This is a genomic window from Sphingobacterium spiritivorum (assembly GCF_016725325.1).
In the GTDB taxonomy this organism is placed as follows: Bacteria; Bacteroidota; Bacteroidia; order Sphingobacteriales; family Sphingobacteriaceae; genus Sphingobacterium.
In genome coordinates, this window is the sequence record NZ_CP068083.1 from 2,000,480 (window position 1) to 2,019,379 (window position 18,900).

At 39.4% G+C, this 18,900-nt stretch carries 12 protein-coding genes; 6 read left to right on the forward strand and 6 right to left on the reverse strand.

Annotation, left to right across the window (positions count from 1 at the left end; translation table 11 throughout):
* The first annotated feature begins 26 nt into the window (after nt 1-26).
* The 5 genes from I6J02_RS08275 to I6J02_RS08295 all read left to right on the forward strand — a co-directional run bounded on the left by I6J02_RS08275 (nt 27) and on the right by I6J02_RS08295 (nt 10,493).
* Nucleotides 27-3,131 carry a SusC/RagA family TonB-linked outer membrane protein gene (locus tag I6J02_RS08275; protein WP_201681255.1) on the forward strand — a complete coding sequence of 1,035 codons (3,105 nt, stop codon included), beginning with the start codon at nt 27-29 and terminating at the stop codon, nt 3,129-3,131.
* A 22-nt stretch (nt 3,132-3,153) separates the two neighbouring features.
* Nucleotides 3,154-4,962: a RagB/SusD family nutrient uptake outer membrane protein gene (locus tag I6J02_RS08280; RefSeq protein WP_201681256.1), complete on the forward strand. Its 1,809-nt coding sequence runs from the start codon at nt 3,154-3,156 to the stop codon at nt 4,960-4,962.
* Between the two features lie 139 nt (nt 4,963-5,101).
* Nucleotides 5,102-7,456: a GH92 family glycosyl hydrolase gene (locus I6J02_RS08285; protein ID WP_201681257.1), complete on the forward strand. Its 2,355-nt coding sequence runs from the start codon at nt 5,102-5,104 to the stop codon at nt 7,454-7,456.
* Entirely contained in the window at nt 7,453-8,178 is a 726-nt protein-coding gene (locus tag I6J02_RS08290) for a basic secretory protein-like protein (RefSeq protein ID WP_201681258.1), read from the forward strand. Before I6J02_RS08285 ends, I6J02_RS08290 begins: the two co-directional genes overlap by 4 nt.
* A gap of 5 nt (nt 8,179-8,183) precedes the next feature.
* The gene (locus I6J02_RS08295) at nt 8,184-10,493 is read left to right on the forward strand and encodes a GH92 family glycosyl hydrolase (RefSeq protein ID WP_201681259.1); all 2,310 of its coding nucleotides are present in this window, start codon (nt 8,184-8,186) and stop codon (nt 10,491-10,493) included.
* A gap of 149 nt (nt 10,494-10,642) precedes the next feature.
* On the opposite strand, the gene I6J02_RS08300 is transcribed toward I6J02_RS08295, so the two are convergent.
* From I6J02_RS08300 to I6J02_RS08325, 6 genes are all read right to left on the reverse strand, one after another.
* Nucleotides 10,643-13,408, reverse strand: coding sequence for a hypothetical protein (locus I6J02_RS08300; protein WP_236582361.1), 2,766 nt, complete (start codon nt 13,406-13,408; stop codon nt 10,643-10,645).
* Between the two features lie 59 nt (nt 13,409-13,467).
* On the reverse strand, nt 13,468-14,547 hold the full coding sequence (locus tag I6J02_RS08305; protein WP_201681261.1) for a hypothetical protein: 1,080 nt from the start codon (nt 14,545-14,547) through the stop codon (nt 13,468-13,470).
* Nucleotides 14,531-15,340, reverse strand: a complete 810-nt coding sequence (locus I6J02_RS08310) for a molecular chaperone (protein ID WP_201681262.1) — start codon at nt 15,338-15,340, stop codon at nt 14,531-14,533. Before I6J02_RS08310 ends, I6J02_RS08305 begins: the two co-directional genes overlap by 17 nt.
* An 86-nt stretch (nt 15,341-15,426) precedes the next feature.
* Nucleotides 15,427-15,954 (reverse strand): hypothetical protein, encoded by a 528-nt coding sequence (locus I6J02_RS08315; RefSeq protein WP_002997970.1) that lies wholly within the window; start codon nt 15,952-15,954, stop codon nt 15,427-15,429.
* A gap of 172 nt (nt 15,955-16,126) precedes the next feature.
* On the reverse strand, nt 16,127-16,603 hold the full coding sequence (locus tag I6J02_RS08320; protein ID WP_236582362.1) for a hypothetical protein: 477 nt from the start codon (nt 16,601-16,603) through the stop codon (nt 16,127-16,129).
* 164 nt (nt 16,604-16,767) lie between these two features.
* On the reverse strand, nt 16,768-17,634 hold the full coding sequence (locus I6J02_RS08325) for a helix-turn-helix domain-containing protein (protein WP_236582363.1): 867 nt from the start codon (nt 17,632-17,634) through the stop codon (nt 16,768-16,770).
* A gap of 480 nt (nt 17,635-18,114) precedes the next feature.
* Between I6J02_RS08325 and I6J02_RS08330 the strand changes: the two genes are divergently transcribed.
* Nucleotides 18,115-18,894 (forward strand): polysaccharide biosynthesis/export family protein, encoded by a 780-nt coding sequence (locus I6J02_RS08330; protein WP_201681264.1) that lies wholly within the window; start codon nt 18,115-18,117, stop codon nt 18,892-18,894.
* Nucleotides 18,895-18,900: the final 6 nt, after the last annotated feature.

Consider the following 18,900-nt stretch of genomic DNA (forward strand, 5'->3'; position numbering starts at 1 on the left):
TAATCAATTTTTAAACTAAACCAAATATGAAAAGAAAGTTACTCATCAGCCTTTGGCTGCTGATCGGTACAGTCTGTATGTCTGCTGCATTTGCCCAGACAAAGTCAGAACTGGATATTACCGGTACAGTAAAAGACGAACTGAATAATCCGCTTGATGGTGTCACTATCGTCAATACGGCTTCTAAAAAGACTGTTGCTACTGATCCGTCAGGGCAATTTAATATTCTTGCAGCAAGAGGGGACACCATAGTGGTTCGTTATATCGGTTATGAAGATTACCGAACCGTTATCAATACAACTATCAACCTTAATGTTATCCTGAAAGCGATTAATAACAGTATCAATGAAGTCGTTGTGGTCGGATATGGACAGCAAAAGAAAATCAGTCTGGTCGGTGCTCAGTCTACCGTGAAAGTTGAAGATCTTAAAGTGCCTATAGCCAATCTGAGTGCAGCATTAGCAGGACGGATTTCCGGACTGATTGGTGTACAGCGGACAGGTCTTCCAGGATCTGACGGAGCTGATCTTTGGATCAGAGGTATCTCGACGTTTAATCAGTCCGGAAATAATGCTTCCCCTTTAGTGGTGGTAGATGGTATTCAGGGACGGGATATCAATAGCTTCGATCCGGAAGATATTTCATCCTTTACCATATTAAAAGATGCTTCGGCTACCGCTGTATATGGTGTTGCAGGAGCAAACGGAGTAATTCTCATCACGACCAAAAGAGGAGTGAGCGGGAAACCTGTCCTCATGTTCAACTACAATCAGGGACTGACTTCCTTTACTAAAAGACCTGAATTAACGGATGGAGTGACGTATATGAAACTTAGAAATGAGGCCCGGATAGCGACAGGATTGGAGAAAGAATATTCAAATAACTATATAAACAATACCATTCTGGGTACAGATCCTTATTTATACCCTAATGTAAACTGGATGGATGAATTATTCAGAAGTGTATCGACTAATCGCAGAGCTAACTTCAGTGCAAGAGGAGGGTCTGAATTTGCCAACTATTATGTCTCAGGCGCCTATTATGATGAAGAAAGTTTGCTGCGTACAGATGCATTACAGAGTTATGATGCCACGACAAGATTTAAACGGTACAATTTCACCTCCAATGTATCAATGAACTGGACTTCTACCACAAAATTTGAATTGGGAATGCAGGGATATGTTGCAAATATCAACTATCCGGGTGTAAATCCGCAGGATGCCTTTTCCAATGTTATGCAGACCAATCCGGTTCTATATCCGGTGATGTACCCGGGTAATCTGGTACCGGGAGTCAGCAGTGCCGGAGCACAGCCCAATCCTTATGCGCTTGTCACACAGACAGGTTTTCAGAATATCTTCTCTAATCAGATTATGACGAACGCAAGATTGACTCAGGATCTGAAATTTTGGGTTCCGGGATTGACATTTTCTGCTTTATATTCCTTCGATATCTGGAATTCGCATACTATTAATCGTGTCCGTAACAGAAGTACCTATCTGATCAACAGATTGTTTCCATATGATGAAAATGGAAACCCAATATTGAATATCATATCACAGGGAACAGATGATCTGGCATTCTCAAAAAGTAATGATGCAAACAGACAGTTCTATACAGAAGCATCTTTAAACTATAATACCACTATTGCAGAGGATCATACCATCAGTGCTATGCTTTTGTTCAATCAGAGAGAGAAAACATTTGCATTCGCCAATAGCGTAACTTCTTCATTGCCGTTCAGAAGTCAGGGATTAGCCGGAAGACTAACTTATTCCTTCGCCGATAAATATTTTGTTGAGGGAAATTTCGGATATAACGGTTCTGAAAACTTTGCTCCGGATATGAAATTCGGGTTTTTCCCTTCTTTCGGAGTCGGATGGGTTGTTTCTAACGAAAAATTCTATGAACCTGTAAAAGATGTTTTTGATTTCTTAAAACTACGCTATTCCAATGGTATAGTCGGAGATGGCGGAGCATTGGATATTAACAGTGGTGTACGACGTTTTGGCTATCTGACTTTAGTCAATACTGATGCCGGAGGCTATACGTTCGGTAATGGATCCAATAATGTGGGATATGGCGGAACGGCTATTACAGATTATGGAACGAATGTACAATGGGCTGAATCTCATAAACAGAACCTTGGGGTAGAGATCAAAACCTTAAAATCTAAATTATCACTGACGGTAGACTTCTTTAAAGAAAGACGCTCAGGCGTTTTCCTGCAGCGGGGTGCACTTCCGGGTTATGTAGGACTGAACAGTTCTCCCTGGGGTAATTTGGGAATTCTTGATAATAAAGGTATAGATGCAACTCTGGAACTGGCTCCTGTTGCTATAGGTAAGGCTTATCTGGATATGCGGGCGACCTTCACCCACAATAGAGATAAGGTTATAGAAAATGATCAGCCAAAACAGCCATTCGACTATATGGAAAGACGGGGAGTAAATTATCTGTCTCGCTTTGGTTATGTGGCAGATGGCTTATTCCAGTCTCAGAAAGAGATTGCTGAACATGCCGACCAGAGTGCTTTGGGGGCACAACGTGTAGGAGATATCCGGTACAAGGATCTGAATGGAGATGGTGTCATCAATGCAAACGATGTAACACGCATCGGTAACGGAGATGTGCCGAATACGATTTACGGTTTCGGATTCAATGTCACGTATAAGCAGTTTTATGTAGGGGCATTTTTTCAGGGAATTTCAGGTGCCGACAGACAGATTTCGGGAGATGGTATCATTCCATTTAATAACAGTACCGGAGCGGAGAGAAGTAACTTATTTGCTGTTGCTGAAGATCGTTGGACAGAAGAAAACCCTAATCCCAATGCTTTCTATCCCCGGTTGGCTTATGGAAATGCCGCAAATAAAAATAATGCTGTCAGTTCTACATGGTGGGTCAAAGACATTGATTTCCTGAGGTTAAAAACCATCGATCTGGGGTATAATTTTAAAAAGGGAACTTTTCAAAGTATTGGGATGAAAAATGCCCGGATATATATTCAGGGAGTCAATCTGCTGTACTGGAGTAAATTTAAGTTATGGGATCCTGAACTCAATACCAGTAACGGTACCCGATACCCGAATGTCCGTACAGTAACATTAGGTGTTCAGGCCAGTTTTTAACTCATCTATTAAATCAAAGATCATGAAAAAATCAATATATATCTTATTTGCACTGTTGACCATGTCGTGCTTTAGTGGCTGTAATAAGTATCTGGATCAGGTGCCGGACGATGTCATTACCGTAGAAGATATTTTTAAGTCCAAAGCTAATACCGATAAGTTTTTGGCCAATATCTATTCCGTTATTCCAAATGAAATGGTTCAGCGGTTTGTGGCTACTCAGAATTCTGGTCCGTGGACGGCATCTTCGGATGAAGCCAAATATACCTGGGATTTTAATTACAGTAACAATATGATCAGATCGGTATGGAGTAATACGGATGGGACCATAGAAAGTTTCTGGAACAATTACTACCGGGGTATCCGGAATGCGTCTTACTTTATTCAAAATATAGACGGAGCGAATCCTGTAGAAGTAAACGATCTGATGAAGACGACTTACAAGGCAGAAGCAAGAGCATTGCGCGCCTTGTATTATTACTATCTGGTAAGAGCTTATGGGCCTGTGCCGATCCTGGGAGAGGAGATATTGGATATCAACAAGCCTATTTCCGATCTGAAGCTGGCTCGTACGCCATTTGATGATTGTATAGCTTATATCGTGTCAGAGCTTGATAAAGCGTATACAGATTTGCCCTACGAACCCAGTAACAATGAATATGGGCGTATTACAAAAGGTGTGGTAAAGGCCTATAAAGTAGAAGCTTTATTGTTGAATGCCAGTCCTTTGTTTAATGGTAATGCCGCTTTTTCCGGAGTAAAAAATACAGACGGTACTCCGCTGTTCAGTGCAGCTGCAAATCCGGAAAAGTGGAGAGATGCAGCTGCAGCAGCTAAAGCTTTTATTGACGAATTTGTACCTAATTACTATCAGCTTTATAAGGTGAGCAATGCAGATCCTTTTGTTGCTGCATATCTGTCCTGTCGCAATGTAATGACAACAGACTGGAATCAGGAATGGATTTTTGCCCGTTCCAACAGCAGTAATAATGCACAGTATGACCGTACGCCCAAGCATGTCGGATTTCCTTCCGGTGCACAGGGGGGAGGAGCTTTGGGAGCAACTCAAACAATTGTAGATGCTTATTTTATGAATAACGGAAAATCTATAACGGATGAAACTTCCGGCTATACAAAAGATGGATTTGTCAGTTTTAAAGCCCCTTATGATGTGGCATCCCGAACTACATTCGGAGCCTATGTAAACAGAGAGCCGCGATTTTATGTTGGTATTACATACAATGGAAGTTACTGGCTAAATCAGGCAAATAGTAGCACGGCAGTACTTTCTCAATTCAATTATAGCGGTAATTCGGGAAGGTCGCAAAGTACTTCAGATGTAACACCAACAGGATATACCGTTCGGAAGAATGTGTCTGCAAATGGAAACAGCCGTGGAGCCCTTCTGATCCGATTGGCTAATATTTACCTGGATTATGCAGAGGCACTAAATGAATCTGATCCGGCAAATGCGGATATTCTCAAATATCTTAATCTGATCAGGGAGCGTGCCGGAGTACCTGTCTATGGTTCTGTTAATATTCCTGTTCCGGTCTCTCAGGGAGCTATGCGGGAAGCAATACGCCGAGAAAGACAGGTCGAACTGGCGTTTGAGAATGTAAGATTTTTCGATACGAGAAGATGGAAAATTGCTGAAGACACAGATGGAGGTGCTGTATACGGATTAAATCTGAATGCAGACGGAGATGCCTTCTATACAAAAACTCTTATTGAAACAAGAGTATTTAAAAAGGAAAGAGATTACCTTTTTCCGATACCTAATATAGAAATCTTAAAGAATGAAAAAATGGTGCAAAATACCGGCTGGTAACAGGTATTAAACCTGAACAGCAGAAAGCTAGACGCATAACTTACGAATGGAGATCTTGTATAAACCGACATAGGACAAGATCTCCTTACAGAGCCGGAATACTGCTCTGATATATTGATGACGAGACTAATATATACCGATGAAAATAAAGAATAAACTATCAGGTTTAAGCATAGGCATATTTCTGACAATTGGATGCCTAAATCCGATTCCTGCAGTAGCACAGAAGATCCATGGACGTTCAATAGAGCCCGTAGATCTGGTAAACCCTTTGATGGGTACGGATTCGAAACCATCACTTTCCAATGGAAATACTTATCCGGCTATAGGATTGCCCTGGGGTATGAATATGTGGACTCCGCAGACGGGTAAAAATGGCGATGGATGGCAGTATGTATATGCTGCGGATAAAATAAGAGGGCTTAAGCAAACACACCAGCCCTCTCCATGGATGAATGATTACGGACAATTTTCCATTATGCCTGTAACCGGAAAGGGTGTTTTTGATCAGGAAGGAAGAGCAAGCTGGTTTTCTCATAAGTCGGAGTCAGCCAAACCGTATCATTATTCCGTATATCTCGCTGATCATAATGTCAAAGCAGAAGTAACACCTACTGAGCGGGCAGCAATGTTTAGATTTACTTTCCAGCCTACAGATAGTGCATTTGTCGTGTTGGATGCCTTTGACAGAGGCTCTGAAGTACAAATTATTCCAGAAAAGAATATGATTATCGGATATTCATCTAGATATTCAAGAGGGAAACTCCCAAATTTTAAAAACTATTTTGTCTTAGTGTTTGATCAGCCTTTTGATAATTTTTCGACCTGGGAAGACAAATCAAGATTCAATGGAAAAACAAAATCAACAGCAAACCAGACAGGCGCTATTGTTGGATTTAAAATTAAGGATCATTCCAAAACTGTTCATGTCAAAGTCGCATCGTCCTTTATCAGCGCAGAGCAGGCCCTGGTTAATCTGGAAGAATTGGGCAACAGGTCATTTGATCAGCTGGTATCTGACGGACGAAATATATGGAATGCGAAACTTGGCCGTATTGCAGTAGAAGGAGAGAATATGGATCAGATGCGAACCTTTTATTCGACCTTATACCGTACTTTATTTTTTCCGAATAAGCTCTATGAAATATCCCGGGAGGGGGAAGTTATACATTACAGTCCTTATAACGGAAAAGTTTTGCCGGGTTATCTCTATGGCGGAACAGGATTTTGGGATACATTCCGGGCATTGTATCCGTTCCTTAATCTCATGTACCCTTCTATAAATATTGAAATGCAGGAAGGATTGAAAAATGCTTATCTGGAGGGTGGTTTTCTGCCGGAATGGAGTAGTCCCGGATATGCAGACATTATGATTGGAAACAACTCAGCTTCTGTAGTTTCTGATGCCTATATGAAGGGATTGAGGGGATATGATATAAATACGCTTTATGAAGCGCTTTTGCATGGGGCAAACAATGAAGGTCCGGTGACAGCAGTCGGTCGTAAGGGTGTGGGCTATTATAATGAGCTGGGCTATGTTCCGTATGATGTGGGAATCAATGAAAATGCAGCAAGGACTCTGGAATATGCTTACGATGATTTTGCTATTTATCAACTCGCAAAAGCATTAAAACGGCCACAGAAAGAAATAGATCTGTATGCAAATCGTGCACAGAATTATCGTAATCTGTTTGATCCATCTACGAATCTGATGCGGGGAAAAAATAAGGACGGGAAGTTTCAATCCCCTTTTAACCCGTTGAAATGGGGAGATGCCTTTACCGAAGGAAATAGCTGGCATTACTCCTGGAGTGTATTTCATGATGTCAAAGGTCTCATCGATCTGATGGGAGGGAAGGCAACTTTTGTACAGATGCTGGATAGTGTTTTCACACAACCACCTGTATTTGATGACAGCTATTATGGAGGGACAATTCATGAAATCCGGGAAATGCAGATTGCCGATATGGGACAGTATGCGCATGGCAATCAGCCCATTCAGCATATGATCTATCTGTATAATTATGCCGGGCAACCCTGGAAAGCACAATATTGGGTCAGGCAGGTTCTTGACCGGATGTACAGGGCTACTCCAGACGGATACTGTGGTGATGAGGATAACGGCCAGACCTCAGCCTGGTATGTCTTTTCAGCACTAGGATTCTATCCCGTATGTCCCGCTACTGATCAATATGTAATAGGTGCCCCTTTGTTCCCAAAGGCTGTGCTTCATTTTGAAAATGGGCATAAAGTAGAGATTGTTGCGAAGAATGCGTCTGATCAGCATATTTATATTAATAATCTGGAGTTGAACGGACAATCTTATAATAAAAACTGGCTGAGTCATCAAGGTTTAATACAGGGCGGAGTATTGAATTTTGATATGAGTACTACACCTAATCTTTCGAGAGGAACAGATGCATCTGCCGCTCCGTATTCAATGAGTGAGGAATGGAAAACAATAACAAAGAAATCAACCAAAAATAAAAAATGAAAAAAATGAAACGAATCTGGTGTTGCCTGCTATTAATGATGGGAACGGGACATGTTACGGTATATGCACAGAACAACTGGCAGCACACAGATGATGACCGGAAAGAGGCTTTTGAAGTAGATACACTCAATAAAGGGAAATTTTCTCTGATATGGATCAACAAGCAGGCAGATTTTGATCCGGCCTTAAAACAAAAACTTATTGATACTTATTTTGTTAATTATCCGAAATTAGCAAAGAAATATAATAAGCATACACGGAAGCAGGTTTCTTTTGTGATCGATCCGGGTTACAATGGCGTAGCGGCTACTGCCGGAGGCATTGTTCGCTATAGTCCGGGATGGTTTAAGAAAAATCCCAATGATATTGACGTCGTGACACATGAAGTGATGCATATTGTACAGGGGTATCCAAATGGTGCCGGCCCGTGGTGGATCACGGAAGGCATTGCAGACTATGTGAGATTTACAGAAGGAATTGATAATGCTTCCGCAAACTGGAAGCTGCCTGACTTTAATGAAAAACAGAAATATACAGACTCTTATCGCATTACAGCCCGTTTCTTTTACTGGCTGGACAGAAGAGTAAAGAAGAATATTATTAAAACACTGGATCAGAAAATGCGAACAAAGAAATATAACGACAGCTTCTGGAAGCAACAGACTGGTCAGGATCTGGATCAGCTCTGGGACCGCTATGCTGCTGATCCCTCATTAAACTAATCACTATGAATGTAAAGTTAACAGTCTCTTTTTTATCTCTTGTTCTTTTGGCGCATATTCCATTCGTTAGTCAGGCACAACAGCAAAACCTTATCCAATATGTCAATCCATTGATTGGAACGGCCAAAATGGGACATACTTTTCCCGGTGCAACCGTGCCCTTTGGAGCTGTACAGCTCAGTCCGGATACAGATACAATTCCTTATGCAGTAAACGGGAAATACAATGGGGATGTGTATAAATATTGTGCCGGCTATCAATACGATGATCCGACAATTGTCGGTTTCAGTCATACACATTTTAGTGGAACCGGGCATTCTGATCTGGGGGATGTATTAGTTATGCCAACACAAGGTAAATTACAGCTCAATCCCGGGACTGCACAACGGCCTCAGGACGGATACCGCTCGCCTTACAGTCATCAGAATGAAATTGCTCAACCAAATTATTACAGTGTACTGCTGGATAAACATGGCATCCGGGCTGAGATGACCACTACTGAGCGTGTAGGTGTACATCGCTATACTTTTCCTAAATCGGATGCATCACATCTTGTCCTTGATCTGACAGCAGGTATTTATAATTATGAAGGCAAGAATGTATGGACAGTAGTTAAAGTACATAATGATTCCCTCATTACAGGATACCGGCAAACTAATGGATGGGCCCGTACACGAACAGTTTACTTTGCTATAAAAACATCTAAACCATTCAAAAACTATGGTGCACGTTATCTGGACGGGAAGCCGGTCTATAACGGATTCTGGAGAAAATTTAATCAACAGGATAATTTCCCGGATCTGGCAGCACATAATATTCGTATGCATCTGGATTTTGATACAGATGATAATGAACAGGTCATAATGAAAGTCGCTTTAAGCCCGGTAAGTATGAAGAATGCTTTAGCGAATATGGACGAAGAAACTCCGGACTGGGATTTTGAACAACTTGTTCAGAAAGGACAGCACCAATGGGAAAAGGAACTCGCAAAAATCGAGGTCGATATGCTCAATAAGGAAGATCTTGTTAATTTCTATACAGCGATGTACCATGCCAGCCTGATGCCGACTGTCTACATGGATAGCAATGGTGAATATAAAGGTCTTGATCAGGAAATACATAAAGCAGAAGGCTTCACTAATTATACTTCATTCTCTTTATGGGATACATTCAGGGCATTTCATCCTTTAATGAATCTGATCAATCCTTCCCGCAATTCGGATATGGTAGCCTCTATGATGGCACACTATGATCAAAGTGTATTAAAGATGTTGCCCATATGGTCGCATTATGCCAATGATAATTGGTGCATGAGCGGATATCATTCCGTATCGGTGATTGTAGATGCAATAATGAAAGGTGTATACAAAGGTGATGCACAGGCAGCTTTAGCAGCCTGTGTACAGACGGCTAATACCAGAAGATATGAAGGAATCGGAGCTTATATTGACCTCGGGTATGTACCGGATGATGTCTCAGGAACTTCCGTATCCAATACATTAGAATATGCTTATGATGACTGGTGTATAGCTCAATTGGCTAATAAACTGGGTAATAAAGAGGTTTATGAAACGTTTATGAAACGTGCCGGATCCTGGCGGAACCTGTACGATAAGTCAATAGGCTTTATGCGTCCTAAAGATTCCAAAGGAAACTTCAGAAGCAAATTTGATGTTCTGGATACCCATGGACAGGGTTTTATAGAAGGTAATTCATGGAACTACAGTCTGTATGTACCACATCAGCCAAAGGAAATGATAACTGTAATGGGCGGAACTCAAAAGATAGAAACGTATCTGGATTCCCTGTTTACCATGCACCTTCCTGATCACTATTTTGCACAGACAGAAGATATTACACGAGAGGGGATCATCGGAAATTATGTACATGGTAATGAACCTTCTCATCATGTTGCCTATCTCTACAATCTTACAAAAAATCCCTGGAAAACACAGAAACGTGTACGGGAGATTATCCGTCATCAATATCAAAACGGAGAAGCGGGATTAGGTGGTAATGACGATTGCGGTCAGATGAGTGCCTGGTATATTTTCAGTTCATTGGGCTTCTATCCGGTATCACCCGGTGATAATAATTACTGGATTGGCAGTCCTCTTGTCAAATCCGCTAAGTTAAATCTGGAAAATGGGAAAACATTAGTTATTAACACACAAAACCAATCGGATAACAATGTATATATCAAAAAGGTATCTTTTAATGGTGTTGTGATTAAAGATTTTGTACTGTCCTATGAAAGCATAAAAAATGGGGGTGAACTTCTTTTCGAGATGAGTAACAAACCGGTTAAATGGTAGATCTTGCAGTGAAAGGAGGAACACAGGCAGCTATTTGGTTCTGTAGCTGAAAAATAATCAATTGGTGATTGATAAGGTGATCCGGGATTTATGAAGCTAATTCATTTAGTAGATTCCGGAATAGAGCGCAGGCAACTGCGCTTTATTTTTTAAAATCGCTTTATCTGTATATTTTTTGCTTTGATCTGTAAGTTAAATGCGGGAGCTATTGTTTTCTGTCCTATTGTCACCTTCATCGTATAGGAGTTCTGATCCAGATAGATATTTTCAGGAAAAGTTGCCTCATCCATAAAGAAGATATATTCCCCCTCAGGCAATAAAAGCGAGTAAGATCCTTTGGTGTCGGTTTGGGACTCAAATACATGCCCATAGTTATCTTTTGCATAAACTTTATAGCCCAACAGGTCGGTATCTACAGCGATACTGCGTACCGGATCATAAGCAAGCTGAATAGTACCTTCGATTTGTACACTTTGCTGAAGTGGTACCGATAGCTTTGTTTTGCTACTGTTGATCAGAATTTTTTGATTATTTGCCTGAAAACCTTCTTTCGGAGGGAATACAACAGCTAATTCTCCATATGGGATATTTTTGAAGGCGACCTGTCCTTGCCTGTCAGTAGTGAGCATCAGATCATTAATCAATAAAGTATAGTTAACAGCTTTGCTGTCTCCTGTATCAAAAATGCCATTATTATTATTGTCATAAAAACAGAAGACTTCAAGATCCCCATTTTTAGTTTGCAGAGTGGAGGACACACCTGACGGAAGGTTCTGTCGCACACCAACCTGGATATTGCCGTATCCATTTGTAAAATTGCTCTTGCTGTTGAGATAATAGTAGTAATATGAACTGCTTACAATGGTGTTCTTCAATACCCTATATTGCAGAGAGGCATTGCCTATATAATTCTCTCCGGAATAACTACTGATATTTAGTATTGCTCCTACTGTAGCAGACATTTTTTTATTCCAAAACTGTTTTTGATAAGAAGGGCTTATCGATACTCTGTAGTTTTGGTCATCAACACCGGATAAATTAGGAAGAGCATCGTAAATATGGAAATTACCTTTTTGAAAATTTCCGTACAGATTGAACGCATCATAGTTGTATGAAAAATTTCCCCTGTAAATCCATGCATTATTTTCTATATTTTTTAACCGGCTCACACCAGTTTCGAACGATATATAAAAAGTATGTTTATAATTTCTGGAACGTACATAGAAAATATTATTTAATGTCCAGCTTTTAATACTTAATGTAGGGTAGCTGTTGTTAATAAAGCTATTCCCGCTTTCAGTTGTATAATTCGGTTGGACAGAGTAAGTGAGCAGGTCATTGACTGCCATCGTAAAGTCTATATTTGCACGCGAATTTATTGCTTCCATATCGAACAACAAGTTCCGGTTTAGATATTTAGGATTGTATTTATTAAAAAGGTATCCTGCGGTAATACTTACATTCCCCAGTTTCCGGTTAATATACTGATTGAGTTGAATGCTTCCTCTTCTGTTTCCGGGATAATAAGCTGTACTGATATAATTGTCACTGGAATACGTGAATCCTTTTTGTCTTGTGAAGAGGCGTAGTCCCAGAGCTGCAGAAGTTCTGGAATCATCTGACATTCCCACTAACGGATGCAGCCGGTTGGTTAATCCGACGCCAATATCAGCGTCAAGTCGTATTTTGTCCCTTTGTGCCTGTTTGAAGAAGCCAAAAGTATTACTGAACAGAAAACTTTCCGTACTATCATAAGGTGAATGATCGTAGAATAAAGTTCCCGAATAGTATTTTTTATCAGGAAGCTGATCGCCTAATACAGTTCGGACATAGGCCGAATAACCCTGATCCGTGGTTTTATTGGCCAACAGATCAAATGATTTCTCTGCTACAGCGGCTTCGAAAGAATTGTTTTTAGCAGAATCTGCAGTATAAAATTTAACACCACGACCATAAAAAAACATATCATAGCTTTCCTGCAGATTGCCGACGACAATACCTTTGTTATCTTTTTCTAAGTTGATCCAGGTATTTGTAATCTGTGGTCTTTCGGTTATTTTTCCATATGTTGTAGCGTACAGGTTATATCGGAGATACTTCGCTTTTGAAAGTTCATATTCACCCACAGAACGGAGATAATACATACTGTTAAGCTCACCTATATTGTTAGCTATCCATTCTATATTATTCCGAGAGTAGGTATTTATATCCGGATCCTGACGAAACATCTTGTCATAATTTCGCACAGAAGATACATTGTTAAATACAAGGGAAAGGTTGCCAAAGATATCATTGGAAGGATATAGCCCGTTAATATTGAGATTGTACCGTGGTAATTGCATCATGTACTTTTCAACGGTAAAGCTGTAGGTAATCAATGTATCTTTCCCTGAAGGCAAATCCATGGAAATGGTTTGAAATGAACGGCTGCCTATTCTGTCCGGAGATGAAAATACTAAGTTGATCTTTTCGTCTGATGTTCCTTCATTCCGTAGGAGCGCTTTGACGTAAATAAGATCTCCCACGCGTTGTAACAACTGGACATCCGTCATATTGTGCAGCGTGACAGCACGTTTTTCTGCAACATCTAATTTTATTCGAACCGGATCCGAAACTATATTTCCCTGTTGATACGCTGTAATCTGTATTGTTTTGCCATTTAGCTTTGCTAAGCCAGAACATTTGAATTTAAAGGATAGATATTTTTTTTTGCCTGCGGCAATTTCAACGGTATTCTGACTCAATAAAGAAAGATTGACGGGAGCATCGACTTTTAAGGAACCTTTGAAAATGGATGAGCCTGTATTTATAACTTCTACAGAAAGCTGGACCACACCTTCTTCTACATGCAGCGATGAAGCAGTATTAATCTGAATATCGTAGTGAGGCTGAGCTTTTGCTTCTGAATGAAACATACAGCCCAGTAATACAATCGATATGAGAAATAGAAAATGCTTCATGGCAGATCAACTGACTATCTTGGAGTCAGAACATATATTATAGAAGTTTGGTAGGCTCCGGACTTAATGGTAGAAAGTTTTTGCTGATCAAAAGATGCATTGTACTGAATATTAAAATACTGTGGTTTTTTCTTGCTTTTATTTGCTGTCCCTATAAGATAAGTTTGTGCAGAAGTACTTATGGGGAGTATAGGGTTGCTGTATGTTTTGGAGGCATCGGTAGAGGGCTGCAATTGTATATTCAAAACTGAAAGATCCAGTGTATTGTTGGCTGCATTTTTAAATTCAGGATCTAAAGCCTTGATATTGACTTCAAAGTCCGTGATGGAATTGATGCGGAGGCCATCCGGGTATTGTGCTGTTACTCCTCTCTTATAATCCGCATAGGAGATAAATTCCAGCACTCCGTTTTTAGCATTCTCCATAATGGAAATACTGTAATCCGGTTCTGTAGATCCTCCCGTAAGGGTATTATTGATCTGAATCCTGTAATAGACATCTCTGCTTAATATTGCTTCTCCTTTTTCATTATAAACAGTGTACTGGACAGGAAGTCCGTAAACAATAATATTATAGGGATCTTTATTTTTCAAGAGATCCAGATAATCTCCGCCTGCAATCTGAAGGGTGTAATTAAGCCGAAATTGCATATATCCGGGATATTGGCTTTGAAAAAAGATCGGCGCTTTGGAATTGCGAATCATAAAAACCTCATTGCTTTGCTGTAAAGGAATAAGGGCAGTATTAGCTCCGATGCTGGATAGATTTACAGACTGTGCATCGTCATGTGTAAACCTGAATCCGATCTTATCTGCCGGAAAAGGTTGGCCGGATACATTATTCCCACTTTCCGGAACAATAGGAGCTTTCACGCGGGCAGTTACAGACCAGTTTGGGATATTGATGCTTGTGCCGTTATACGAAAAATGAAAAGTATGACTTCCTACTCCGCTGTCATATCCGTTATAAGAAGTTACATTGTGATATTGTATACTGTAAACATCAAAGCGAAGCTGTGCCTTACTTTGGAATGGGATGTTACCAAAGAAAACAAGCATGATAAGAGCGAACCGAAAATTAATTTGATTTTTCATAATTGAATTCAAGTTCTCCGATTTTTACAGCATCTTTCTCTCCATAGCTAATAAGCACTGAAGCAAGATAGGTTCCGTTTTCGAGTTCTTTAGGCAAAGGGATAGGGAAGATGCGCTTATCCCGTGGCATGGTAAAGAAATTTGACGAAGGTAACTCCGTTTTTTTTCCATTTTCCTGATTAAGTAATTCCACTGCGATTTGTCCGTCTGCCCAAATATTTCCTGTATTGCTGAAGTTAAGTTCAAGCGTCTGTAATTCTCCTTTGTTGTATTTAAGTCCTTCAATCTCGATATCCGCATTGTTTTTACCTGGCAAAGCTTGATAAAGTTTAATTCCGGAACGAAGGGCTATACGAATATTTGCTCCTTCTTTGTTAACACCGGTTTTAGGGTTCATCTGTGTTACAAACATCATGGCAGTACGTACAGGTACTGTATCTAACGCTATATAATCCTTCGGTACGGAGATATTGACATTGATCATTTTAGTCTCTTCAGGTTTCAGTGAAAAGTAGATCTCCGGTGTAGAAAGCCATGCAGCGCATGATGTCGCTAATGTTCCCTTAGGAAAAGTCTGATTGTCTCCATATGTACTATACTGCCAGTCTTCAAAAGAAACGGCCAGTTCCATTGTATAATCTTTACTCGGATTGCTGATAGAAATACGCTGTGTTTGCTGTTGGCCGGGACCGGCTACAAAATAAGTTCGCGGAGGGCCTACCGTAATACCTGTCTGAGCAAATACAGATGACGCAGATACCAATAGCAGTATACTAATGAGCAGATTTTTCATAGTGGTAGGATGTTATAGAATGCCCTAAAATACAAAAAACTACACCAAATAAGATGTAGTTTTTTGTATTTATAAATGTTCTGAGATTACTCTGCTGTGATTTCATACACAACATTTACGGTGTATGTAGTTTTTTGTTTGTTTAAAACTTTGTCAACATAAGCATTGTTTCCTGCAGCTGCGTATGTTACATTCAATGACTCTCCTGAGGTCGCTGTTGACTGGTAAGCATCTTTACCTGCAACAAGATCACGGATATTGTTTGTATATGTTGTTCCTTTTCCTTCAATCTTAACCGTTACAGTGCTACCGTCAATGTTTTTTTCAGCTGCAGTAGTCGCTACTGGATTGTTAACGGATGATTTAGCTTTTATCTTATAACCTCCACCGATGGAAGTAACGTATAGTTGATTGTTAACTGTTTTGGATACTCCGTTTTTGTAATCTTCAACCGTTTTGTACTCTAAATTTACAACGTCGTTTGAAGCACCTTCTCCAAGAGAAATAGATTGTATTGGGTTAAGGATAACATTAACTTTTACTGCTGCTGTTTGTGCTTTTGCTGCTGTTACCATAGCTCCTGTAACTACAAGTGCCAATAAGAATTTTTTCATTTTCGTTTGTTGTTTAAAATTTGCTATGTCTCTGAAAATAAACTATTTGTATTTCTTTGACATGACAAAATTACTATGGAATAATGGATCCAAAAAGATGAAAAAGGAACAAAGAAATATGAAAAACTGTTGTAACACCTATATTTGTAGACGGGTCTCTACAAAAGAATATTTACTTACTTTCGATGCTGTAGAGAATGGTGTTGGAGTAGGTGGTTTTCTCGTTATTTTTGATGAAATCTATAGCAGATTGTTGTCCTGTACTTTTGTAGATTACATCGTAATATGTACCTGTACTTGGGTGGTCACTACTGATTAAAGAAGCATCTTTAGTACTGAGTTGCTGCAGCTCGGTATGAACAGGAAATGTAGAATTAGTAGGTTGTGCAAAAAGCGCAAGAGAAGGAGAGGATGCAGATGCAGAATTACCTGCCTGTTGCTCATTTTCCATGACCTGTACTTTTATAATATAAGGAGTAGTACTCAGTACTGTCAGGTGATTGTTTTGTGTTTTGGAAACACCCTCCTGATAATCTTTTACTGTTTTATATTCAAGGTTAGTAGTAGATTGTTCAGGATTGACGGATAGGTGCTGTACTTCATGAAGGATAATATTTAATTGCACAGGTCTGGGGGCTTGTGCAAACACAGTTTCTGTATTTGCTAAACTTATAATTATGAACAGAAGTACTAACCATTTCATAGGGCCTCCTCAATAGGTGATATTGTAAATTTAACAAATCGAATTTTAATATCCGATTAATTTCTTGTGAAATTATATGTTAATGAGTACGATCATTAATTTAAGTAATCTTAGTCTTTAGGCGGGTATTGATTTCGGCGACGGTATATTTTTGGAGAGCAACCCACTTCTTTGGTAAACAAAGAACTGAAATTGTTCTCGTCTTTATATCCAAGTGCATAAGCGATCTCTTTAATACTTTTATGTGTGTTTGTTAATTTACGCTTCGCTTCCTGTGTAATATGTTCGAGAATAATCTCTTTTGGTGTTTTACCCAGGACCTGTCTTGTGGCAGCTGTAAGTTTACGGGAGCTAACCTGCAATAGATCCGCATAAAATTTGACAGATTTCTCTGTTGCAAGATGTTGTTCCAATAATTTCCCGAAATATCTGCTTAGAAATTCTTCAGAATTTTCGCTGTGAATATATTCGATATGATGCGGATTATAGATCATCCCCAATAGCAGTATCTGTTCTAACAGATTGTGCAGAAGATCCTGATATATCTTCTCTTTGTATTTATCTCTTATATTATATAGCAGATTAATCAGATTTGTAGAATATAAAATTCCTTCCTCAGACAACTGAAATAAATTGATATTCTCTTTAAAGAGTGGACTTTGGCTTAAGAAAAATGTGTCTCTGGATGATTGAGCATAAAAGTCTGTTGTAAAATAAAGGACATGCATATGTGCATCACCCTGAGGAATAAAGCGTGTCGCTATATTTGGATTAATATAGGCGAGTGTGTGCGGTGCAAGCTCAACTTCTGAATCTCCAATATATAACCTGTATGGCTTATCCTGAGTCAATAGAATAATATAAACATCCCTTCGGATATTGTTAAACGCCTGGGGAAGATGATGATGTATACTGTCTGATAAATGTATTCCGAAGTCAATAGGCATAGAAATAGTCCTTGTGTTACAGTTTTCCATTGACATATAACCACAGCCAGAAAAAGTCTGTACAATACTCTTTCCCGTAATAAATGTTTTTCTGACGAAACGTTGGTAGATGTCTCTGGTATTCTGGATGCTAATATAGCTATAGCGTATGGATAGTACAAGTTTTGAAGAGATATATCCGGATTATATTTAGGATATGAAGTACTTTCTTCGAAACTCTGTTTATAACCTAATGTTAACTGAAATGAATGAAAATTTAGGTTCAGGTTTATTTCGGGTTTTTTGGTATGTTTTTGATATATAGGTGTTTGTGCTGTTATTTAAAGTTTTTGAAAGTAATGCATGTATATAAGTCCTGTTTATTTATTTAAAAAAAACGTACCTGCTTGTTGAAAAGAATTGTATTTTTACGGTTTATTGGGATAGGAATGGTGCCTTGGACTGATTATTGCTGTGCCAAAGCATTATAGAAATTTTTAATACCATATCAATCTTTATTCAGCAGAATATATGAATATCAATTTATCGAGAGCTTTTTTCTTTTCACTGCTTCTTCTTTCCCTGATCGGAATGTTTTCCTGCGGGTCGCGCAAAGAGATTATTTATCTACAGCCTGACTCTACTCAGATCAGTACAATTTATCAGCAGCATATTCCCAAGATTCAGCCGAACGATATTTTGGCGATCTCGGTTTCAGCAGCAGATATAAAAGCTACCCAGCCTTTTAATCAACAGAATGTGTATCAGATGAGTGCTGGGTCCGCTACAGATATGGCTTTTAAACCTACCTATACTGTTGATGACAACGGAGATATTGATTTTCCTGTATTAGGAAAATTAAAATTAGGAGGATTGACACGTCTGGAAGCAATGGATCTGATCCGTCAGCGATTGAAAACCTATATATTAGATCCGGGCGTAAATATTTCATACAACAATTTTAAGGTAACCGTCGTTGGAGAGGTCGTAAAACCCGGTACATATACGTTGAATAATGAACGTGTGACTATATTTGAAGCCTTAGGACTGGCTGGAGATATGACAATGAAAGGGATGCGAAATAATGTGCTGGTCATCAGGGAGATTGATGGAACTAAGACTATGAACAGAATAGACCTTACAAAACAAGACGCACTTAATTCACCTTTCTATTATCTCGCTCAAAACGATGTAGTATATGTAGAGCCAAACGGTTCTCAGATTAGAAATGCCAATTATGGCCAGAATACCAATATCATTATCTCAATTGCGGGATTAATTATTACCATTATATCCGTTATTGTACGTTAATATTAT

What these genes read in the sequence shown, in the direction of transcription:
- I6J02_RS08275 (WP_201681255.1), top strand. Translation starts at nt 27, where the DNA reads ATGAAAAGAAAGTTACTCATCAGCCTTTGGCTGCTGATCGGTACAGTC.
- I6J02_RS08280 (WP_201681256.1), top strand. Translation starts at nt 3,154, where the DNA reads ATGAAAAAATCAATATATATCTTATTTGCACTGTTGACCATGTCGTGC.
- I6J02_RS08285 (WP_201681257.1), top strand. Translation starts at nt 5,102, where the DNA reads ATGAAAATAAAGAATAAACTATCAGGTTTAAGCATAGGCATATTTCTG.
- I6J02_RS08290 (WP_201681258.1), top strand. Translation starts at nt 7,453, where the DNA reads ATGAAAAAAATGAAACGAATCTGGTGTTGCCTGCTATTAATGATGGGA.
- I6J02_RS08295 (WP_201681259.1), top strand. Translation starts at nt 8,184, where the DNA reads ATGAATGTAAAGTTAACAGTCTCTTTTTTATCTCTTGTTCTTTTGGCG.
- I6J02_RS08300 (WP_236582361.1), bottom strand. Translation starts at nt 13,408, where the DNA reads ATGTTTCATTCAGAAGCAAAAGCTCAGCCTCACTACGATATTCAGATT.
- I6J02_RS08305 (WP_201681261.1), bottom strand. Translation starts at nt 14,547, where the DNA reads ATGAAAAATCAAATTAATTTTCGGTTCGCTCTTATCATGCTTGTTTTC.
- I6J02_RS08310 (WP_201681262.1), bottom strand. Translation starts at nt 15,340, where the DNA reads ATGAAAAATCTGCTCATTAGTATACTGCTATTGGTATCTGCGTCATCT.
- I6J02_RS08315 (WP_002997970.1), bottom strand. Translation starts at nt 15,954, where the DNA reads ATGAAAAAATTCTTATTGGCACTTGTAGTTACAGGAGCTATGGTAACA.
- I6J02_RS08325 (WP_236582363.1), bottom strand. Translation starts at nt 17,634, where the DNA reads ATGGAAAACTGTAACACAAGGACTATTTCTATGCCTATTGACTTCGGA.
- I6J02_RS08330 (WP_201681264.1), top strand. Translation starts at nt 18,115, where the DNA reads ATGAATATCAATTTATCGAGAGCTTTTTTCTTTTCACTGCTTCTTCTT.